This window comes from Reinekea thalattae (genome assembly GCF_008041945.1).
Lineage (GTDB): Bacteria > Pseudomonadota > Gammaproteobacteria > Pseudomonadales > Natronospirillaceae > Reinekea > Reinekea thalattae.
In genome coordinates this window covers 1-7,725 of record NZ_VKAD01000004.1, presented here as the reverse complement: position 1 = coordinate 7,725, position 7,725 = coordinate 1, and the positions used below count along the sequence as shown (strand labels likewise).

Here is a 7,725-nt window from a genome sequence, read left to right as displayed (position 1 = left end):
TCAACTCTTTTTTTAGATTTTTTCGTTTAGAATCAATCCGTTACTTGAGTCACCTGCCGAACCAAACTACCTTTGCTCGACAGCGGAGGCGCATTATAGAGACCGCTCCAAAAGAGTCAATAGCGATTTTCTACTTAACGACTCTCAAACCTGGTTTTTTATCACCAGAGTTATCATCAGGCTCAATTGGATCTTCCGGCGGTTCAACTTCAAACCCCATACCCTGGCCATTTTCTTTAGCAAACACGGCCACGACCGCACCAATCGGCACAACGATATCCATAGGAATACCACCGAAACGAGCGTTAAATGTCACACTCTCATTACCTATATTTAAATCACGAACAGCACTAGGACTTATATTTAACGTCAACTGGCCATCGCGGACAAAGTCTTGCGGCACCTCTGTGCCCGGATATTCAGCAACCAACACCAAGTGAGGTGTGCACGCATTATCCAGAACCCAGTCATATACCGCACGAATCATATAGGGCTTATTCGATGTCATCGACGACATTAGTCACGCATCTCTTGTTCTATTTCAGAAAGGCTAATTTGGAAAGACTCTCTTTCGAAAATGGTATCCATGTACTTTTCAATCGACTTAGCCTGCTTCTCTGGAAACTCAATTCCCAGTGACGGCAAACGCCATAGAATCGGAGCTACACAGCAATCAACTAAAGTAAACTCTTCACTCATAAAGAATTCTTTATCTTCAAAGACTGGCGCAATAGCAAGAATACCCTCTTTCAACTCTTTACGAGCTCGCACCACACTGTCTTTGCTTTTGGCAGCAACAATAGTGTCAACCTTGGTACTCCAGTCACGATTAATACGTGCAATCAGCTGGCGCGATTCAGCGCGAGCAACAGGATAAACAGGTAGCAAAGGCGGATGAGGAAAACGCTCATCGAGATATTCCATCATGACAAGGTGCTCAAACAACACCAACTCACGGTCAACCAATGTTGGCAAGCTGTTGTATGGGTTAATGTCCGACACCTCTTTAGGAATCGACTCTGGCTCACAATCTTTAATGTCGACCGTAACGCCCTTTTCTGCCAACACAATGCGCACTCGATGGCTGTATTGACAAGAAGGGTCAGAATAAAAAGTCATTGATGATCGTTTAGCAACAACGCCCATTAATTTTGCTCCTAAAAATAAATTTACTTTAAACGAAACAAGCGCAACCGAGGTTGCGCTTAATAAGGTTAATATACACTATTTTGAACAGATATATTCAGCTAAATTTCGCGACATACACACCCGATTGAGCAAGACTCAGGACTGAAATCTCTCACCCCAACAACCCACATCATTCAATAGACACTCAAACCAAGAGCCGAACATCGCGACAAGACCTAAAAAGCTAGAATCTCAAAAAGCTGCAAGTACAAAAAAGCCCAGAAAAATCTGGGCTTTAATCTTTTTAATCCACTATAAATAAAACAGATGATTAACGTTTTGAGAACTGAGGCTTCTTACGTGCTTTACGAAGACCAACTTTCTTACGCTCAACCATACGAGCATCACGAGTAACAAAGCCCGCTTCACGTAGAGGTTGACGTAGATTCTCATCGTACTCAATTAAAGCACGAGTAATGCCGTGACGAATCGCACCAGCTTGACCATTATTACCACCACCAACAACAGTGATGTATAGGTCAAACTTTTCGCTCATCTCAACCAATTCTAGCGGCTGGCGAACGATCATGCGTGAAGTTTCACGACCAAAGTATTCGTCTAGAGAACGCTTATTGATGACAATGTCGCCTTTACCTGGACGCAAAAATACACGTGCAGTTGAGGTTTTACGACGACCAGTACCATAGTTTTGTGCTGTCATATTATTCCCCATTAAATCTTAAGTTCTTTGGGCTGTTGAGCAGTATGAGGATGTTCACTACCCACATATACTTTCAGCTTCTTCAACATGGTACGGCCAAGAGGGGTGCGAGGAATCATACCCTTCACTGCCAGTTCAATTGGGCTTTCACCTTTATGAGCAACTAATTTCTCAAAGCTCATAGACTTTAGACCACCAGGATAACCTGTGTGGCGATAGTACTGCTTATCTTTAGCCTTACGACCAGATACATGTACTTTTTCAGCATTGATAACAACGATGTAATCACCAGTATCAACGTGAGGTGTATATTCAGCTTTATGCTTACCGCGTAAACGACGAGCAACTTCAGTTGCTAGACGACCTAAGGTTTGACCTTCAGCGTCTATGACGTACCAGTCGCGTTTTACTTCAGCTGGTTTTGCTACAAATGTTTTCATTTAACTCCGCCTAGTTTAGTGGGGGGCTCAGGGGTAGTTAATCCAAATTGAGGGCGCGCATATTACAGAAAAGGTAGTGATGGCGCAATAACTAAATAACAGTTTTTTACTCGATTCGCTGGTTTAGGTTATGCAGGCCATACCCCAAACAACCAAGCGACGAGCAAAGCACAAATAACACACCAATATAAGAAGGATGCAAGTCATCGCCGATAGCGCCAAATCTTGTTTCACCCCAAAAGTAGGCAAGACTAACCAATAGGTAAATCACAACTATTTGCGCGATAAAATAAAACCCGCCTGCATCGTATTGACTCATATGGCCACGACTGATCACCAACTTAAACTGTCCAAACACGACAATAGAAACACCTAATGACATGATCAATAAGGCAAGTAAATATAAAAACATTCGACCTCCGACTTTATTCTATTTTAGTGCTCTCGGGTTTTTCTGAAAACAATATCTGGATGGCGCTCTTGAGCCATCTGCAAGTTGACCATTGTTGAAGCAACATAGGTCAAGCTATCCGATCCGTCCAGCGCTAAATGGTCATGCGCCTTAGTTTTAAATGCTTGCAGAGCCTTTTCATCATCACTACTCACCCAGCGGGCAGTTGCAACACTAATAGGCTCATAAACCGCCTCAACCTTATATTCAGACTTTAATCGATGAGCAACCACATCAAACTGCAACATACCGACAGCACCGACAATAAGGTCATTATTTCTAAACGGACGAAAAACCTGCACAGCACCCTCTTCTGACAACTGCATCAAGCCTTTTTGTAATTGCTTGATTTTCAGCGGGTCTTTTAAGCGAATCCGGCGAAACAATTCTGGCGCAAAGTTTGGAATACCAGAGAACTTCAATTCCTCACCCTGCGTAAAGGTATCACCAATCTGGATAGTGCCATGGTTATGCAAACCAATAATATCGCCTGGGAAAGCCTCTTCGACAGCGGCTCGATCACCAGCCAAAAAGGTCAATGCATCGGAAATTCGTACATCTTTGCCCAACCGAACATGCTTCATCTTCATGCCCTTTTCGTATTTACCCGATACGATACGCATAAAGGCTATTCGATCGCGATGGTTAGGATCCATATTGGCTTGTATCTTAAACACAAAACCTGAAAGCTCAGCTTTTTCAGCAGCAACCTGCTGTTCACTCGCCATTCGAGGCTGAGGCCTAGGCGCCCACTCAACAAGACCATCTAGCATATGATCGACACCAAAGTTACCAAGCGCCGTACCAAAGTAAACTGGTGTTAGCTGGCCAGCTAAAAACTCTTCCAAATCAAAAGGGTTCGCTGCCGCTTCAAGCAATTCAATCTGCTCTCTTAATTCATCGGCATAAGCACCCAAAACTTCATCAAGTTCAGGATTATTTAAACCCTTAATAACTTGGCTATCTTGAATCGCATGGCCCATACCGTTCTGATACAGGATGATTTCATCATTCAATAAATGATAGACGCCCTTAAATTCCTTGCCCATGCCAATGGGCCAAGTGATCGGCGCACAACTGATTTTTAGGACGTTTTCAACTTCATCCATCAATTCAATTGGATCGCGAATATCTCGGTCAAGCTTATTCATGAAAGTCAGAATAGGCGTTTCACGCATTCGCGCGACGTCCATTAATTTGATGGTTCGGTCTTCAACACCCTTGGCAGAGTCAATCACCATCAAACAGGAGTCCACTGCTGTAAGCGTGCGATAAGTATCTTCAGAGAAGTCTTCGTGACCTGGTGTATCAAGTAAGTTCACCAGATGATCTGCATATGGAAACTGCATAACCGAGGTTGTGATAGAAATACCCCGTTCCTTTTCCATATCCATCCAGTCAGACTTAGCATGCTGTCCGGATTTTTTACCCTTAACGGTTCCAGCTTGCTGAATAGCACGACCAAACAACAGAACCTTCTCTGTAATCGTTGTTTTACCGGCGTCGGGATGCGAGATAATCGCAAATGTTCTGCGTTTATTAATTTCGTCTAAAAACTGTTGATCTGCCATTCACTGCTTCTTTATCTATAAATAGGATTCGATTTCGGTACCATCCATCAATGCACTCGCCATTTGAATCCAATAATACCCTGTTAATTGGTTAATATTTTCGCCGATATTGGCTTTATAAACAATCGACAAGCGATGTTTAAATCCATAGCAATCAGCTATCTTGGCGAATAGAGTTAGGATGCGTACTGGAATTCTCTTTTGGATGACCCTTCGCAGCCAGTAAATTCCTCGTTACAATGCAGCTCCTTGAAAACCAACAGCCAATCATGAATCACGATAAAGACAACATTTACGCCTCGGCTCAAGACCAAGTTGCCGACTTCGAATTCGACCAGAAGGTCGCCAATGTGTTTCCGGACATGATCAAACGATCGGTTCCCGGTTATAGCCATATCATTGCGAATATCGGAGTGTTAGCCGAACAATACGCCCAGCCCAATAGCCAAGTTTATGATTTAGGCTGCTCGCTCGGTGCCGCAACCATTGCCATGCGGCAGCGTATTCATGCACCTGGTGTAAAAATCATTGCGGTTGATAACTCCCAAGCCATGCTCGACCGCAGCCGGCAATTCTTAGACTTAGAAGATTCTCCAACAGTCGTAGAAACATTGTGCGCCGACATTACACAATTACGGCTCGAGCAATGCAGCTTTGCGGTATTAAATTTCACACTGCAATTTATTGAGCCTAATCTGCGCTCAGCTACGATCGCTCAGATTTTCGACGGCATGCTGCCAGGTGGCGCATTAATTCTTTCTGAAAAATTGCGCTTTGATAACAATGAGCAAGATCGCCTATTAACCGAGCATCATCATGACTTTAAGCGAGCTAACGGCTACAGTGATTTAGAGATCAGTCAAAAGCGTCAAGCGATAGAACGAGTACTTCTACCTGAAACGTCCCAAGAGCATATTTCACGACTTCATCAAGCAGGCTTTCGTACTATCAGCCAGTGGTTTCAATCCTTTAATTTTGCCTCCTTTATTGCGATAAAATGATCAACTACCAACCTTTTATAAACCACATTAGTAACACTCGGCTGGATCACTGGGTTAAGCCATTAACACAACAACTCGATGAACTATGGGCGACGCTAAACGATGGCAATCTGCCACGTATGCTGGAACATTGGGATAAATTACCTGAACTAGAAACTCAAGAAATAAGCTTAAGCGACACCGTCCAATTAGGCGGCCTCATTGATGAGTTGGAAAAAGACCAACTGACAACTGCACTAAAAGGCTTAATGCCATGGCGTAAAGGGCCATTTGATTTTTTTGGTGTGGATATCGATTCAGAGTGGCGCTGCGATTTGAAATGGCAAAGGGTCGCACCTCACATCAGCAGCTTAGTCGGCCGTCATGTTTTAGATGTTGGCAGCGGTAACGGCTACTACGGCTGGCGTATGAAGGCAGCAGGTGCGGCGACTGTTGCAGGCATCGATCCATCATGGCTTTCGGTTGTTCAGCATTTAGCGGTTAATAAATACATCAATGACCCAAGCCATACTGTACTTCCATTTACCCTAGAAGCACTAACGCCCAATTTAGAAGCGTTTGACACGGTGTTCTCTATGGGTGTTCTATATCATCGTCGTTCACCGTTGGATCATCTTTTTGAACTGCGCGCCGCATTACGGCCGGGTGGTGAACTGGTGTTAGAAACGATTGTTATCGAAGGCAAAGAAGGTGAATCTCTGGTCCCTATCGGCCGCTATGCGCGAATGAACAATGTCTGGTTTTTGCCCAGCGCAGCAACCCTTGCTCAATGGCTAGATAAAATGGGATTCATCGACATACAGATTGTTGATCAAACCATTACCTCTACCGACGAACAGCGCCATTCTAATTGGAAACCAGGCACCAGCTTGGCCGATTATCTGGACCCTAACGATCATTCAAAAACGATTGAAGGCCACCCTGCACCAATAAGGGCAACCATCATTGCTACCAAACCAGTCAATCAACGGTTAAAGCGCTACGATCTAGGATAACGAACTATTACCGGATTAAGTTTTTTACCATGACCAATGCATCAAATAATTGGTTGTCATGTTGATAGTAATTCTTGCGTTTATTCAGCAACTCATAGCCATGTTTTTTATAGAGATTTTCCGCGGGTGAATTACCGTCGCGCACCTCTAAAAAAGCCTGTGTAACTTGCCGATCAACAATTGATTGATGCCAATAGGCTAACATTATTGATGCATAGCCTTGACGACGAAAAGACGGATGAACAATTAACTGAATCAGCTCAGCTTCGTCTAAGACCTGAGACTCGACAATAAAACCGACAATTGCTGAGTCGATAGTCCAGCACCATAGCTGCTGTTTTTTTATGGCTTTCGCTATGAATGCTTCCGATAAATCTGATTCTGAACAGCTTTGAGATAAGGCAGTCACGCTCTTTAATTGACTTAATTCGGCAAGCTCTACCTTCATAAAAGATCTAATTCGTTCGTGGGCTAAAATAAGGGGAGTTCTGAATCGCCAGCCAAGCCTTGGCCTTTAATTCTGGTTCATCCATCATTCGATAAACTGAAGGCAATATTAAACATTGCTGGCTAAGTGCAGCATCATTTATATCTGACCAGCCATTTAATTTCGGTAACACTCCACCAAAAGCCAAAAGCTTTTGTGTCTTGTGCTCATCTTGTAAATGTTCAATCACGCCTGTGACATAATGTTTTGCTGCACTTAAGCCCTGATCTGCGTTTGAACTCGAAAAGAATGGCCACGCGATTGAATGATGGTAGCTTAACACCGCTTGACTACCATCTATCGCATTTAAAATACTCTGAATAAGTGAGAGCGAAGCATCATAATGCAAAGCGTGATCGTTAATTAGTGAGCTTGCTACCAGCCAATCACCAATAACATAAAGCCCAAGACCAAACCTTACCGGCTTAGTACGTCCAACAACGGGCGGCTCTGTTTGAGTGGATGTAACAGACGCCATTGATTGTTTAGTTGGCGCTAAATCAGAATGCGGCTTGGCACTCTCACGTTTAAGCTGTGTCGATGATTCAGCTACGGTAGTATCTGCATTAGGGTTAACAACAGGTGTTGCAACCGACTGTAGGGCTGCGTCCTGCTCAGCAACAGAATCATATGCTGGGATATTCAGTGGCGCCAACGCGTTGGTCAATGCCACTCTCGGAAACCACGGCTGTATGCCCATTTCTTTTAAATATGCTTGCTTTAACTGTTGCGTCATCGACTAATCAATCTTGTGGTTACTGTGCTGCAGTTTATCAGATATTAAACCTTAAAAAGTTGCTTTGTTAACTTTTCACTTCTTATTCAAGCCGCTTTCTTGCTCTAGCTGAACTATCAGTTCAGTGTTCTCTACCTTGCCCAGCTCAAGAACTCGCTGCGCTCAAACACCTTCGCTAGGGCAGAGCTAGAGCGC

General features: G+C 43.7%; 10 protein-coding genes. 2 read left to right on the top strand and 8 right to left on the bottom strand.

Annotation, left to right across the window (positions count from 1 at the left end):
* Window positions 1-130: 130 nt before the first annotated feature.
* The 6 genes from FME95_RS13570 to prfC form a co-directional block, all read right to left on the bottom strand.
* Window positions 131-517: a ClpXP protease specificity-enhancing factor gene (locus FME95_RS13570; RefSeq protein WP_147715049.1), complete on the bottom strand. Its 387-nt coding sequence runs from the start codon at window positions 515-517 to the stop codon at window positions 131-133.
* Window positions 517-1,146 (bottom strand): glutathione S-transferase N-terminal domain-containing protein, encoded by a 630-nt coding sequence (locus FME95_RS13565; protein WP_147715048.1) that lies wholly within the window; start codon window positions 1,144-1,146, stop codon window positions 517-519. Before FME95_RS13565 ends, FME95_RS13570 begins: the two co-directional genes overlap by 1 nt.
* A gap of 313 nt (window positions 1,147-1,459) precedes the next feature.
* Window positions 1,460-1,849, bottom strand: coding sequence for a 30S ribosomal protein S9 (rpsI, locus tag FME95_RS13560; RefSeq protein WP_147715047.1), 390 nt, complete (start codon window positions 1,847-1,849; stop codon window positions 1,460-1,462).
* Between the two features lie 11 nt (window positions 1,850-1,860).
* Window positions 1,861-2,289, bottom strand: coding sequence for a 50S ribosomal protein L13 (gene rplM / locus FME95_RS13555; protein WP_147715046.1), 429 nt, complete (start codon window positions 2,287-2,289; stop codon window positions 1,861-1,863).
* A 106-nt stretch (window positions 2,290-2,395) separates the two neighbouring features.
* Window positions 2,396-2,701 carry a hypothetical protein gene (locus FME95_RS13550; protein WP_147715045.1) on the bottom strand — a complete coding sequence of 102 codons (306 nt, stop codon included), beginning with the start codon at window positions 2,699-2,701 and terminating at the stop codon, window positions 2,396-2,398.
* Between the two features lie 23 nt (window positions 2,702-2,724).
* Window positions 2,725-4,311: a peptide chain release factor 3 gene (gene prfC / locus FME95_RS13545; RefSeq protein ID WP_147715044.1), complete on the bottom strand. Its 1,587-nt coding sequence runs from the start codon at window positions 4,309-4,311 to the stop codon at window positions 2,725-2,727.
* 269 nt (window positions 4,312-4,580) lie between these two features.
* Here prfC and cmoA point away from each other — a divergent pair, with 269 nt between their 5' ends.
* Both cmoA and cmoB read left to right on the top strand, forming a co-directional pair.
* Window positions 4,581-5,312: a carboxy-S-adenosyl-L-methionine synthase CmoA gene (gene cmoA, locus FME95_RS13540; RefSeq protein ID WP_147715043.1), complete on the top strand. Its 732-nt coding sequence runs from the start codon at window positions 4,581-4,583 to the stop codon at window positions 5,310-5,312.
* Complete coding sequence (cmoB, locus tag FME95_RS13535) at window positions 5,309-6,307, top strand: tRNA 5-methoxyuridine(34)/uridine 5-oxyacetic acid(34) synthase CmoB (protein ID WP_147715042.1); 999 nt, start codon at window positions 5,309-5,311, stop codon at window positions 6,305-6,307. The genes cmoA and cmoB overlap by 4 nt, the downstream gene beginning before the upstream one ends.
* Before the next feature lie 7 nt (window positions 6,308-6,314).
* On the opposite strand, the gene rimI is transcribed toward cmoB, so the two are convergent.
* Window positions 6,315-6,755: a ribosomal protein S18-alanine N-acetyltransferase gene (gene rimI / locus FME95_RS13530; protein ID WP_147715041.1), complete on the bottom strand. Its 441-nt coding sequence runs from the start codon at window positions 6,753-6,755 to the stop codon at window positions 6,315-6,317.
* 7 nt (window positions 6,756-6,762) lie between these two features.
* On the bottom strand, window positions 6,763-7,530 hold the full coding sequence (locus FME95_RS13525; protein WP_147715040.1) for a hypothetical protein: 768 nt from the start codon (window positions 7,528-7,530) through the stop codon (window positions 6,763-6,765).
* Window positions 7,531-7,725 lie beyond the last annotated feature (195 nt).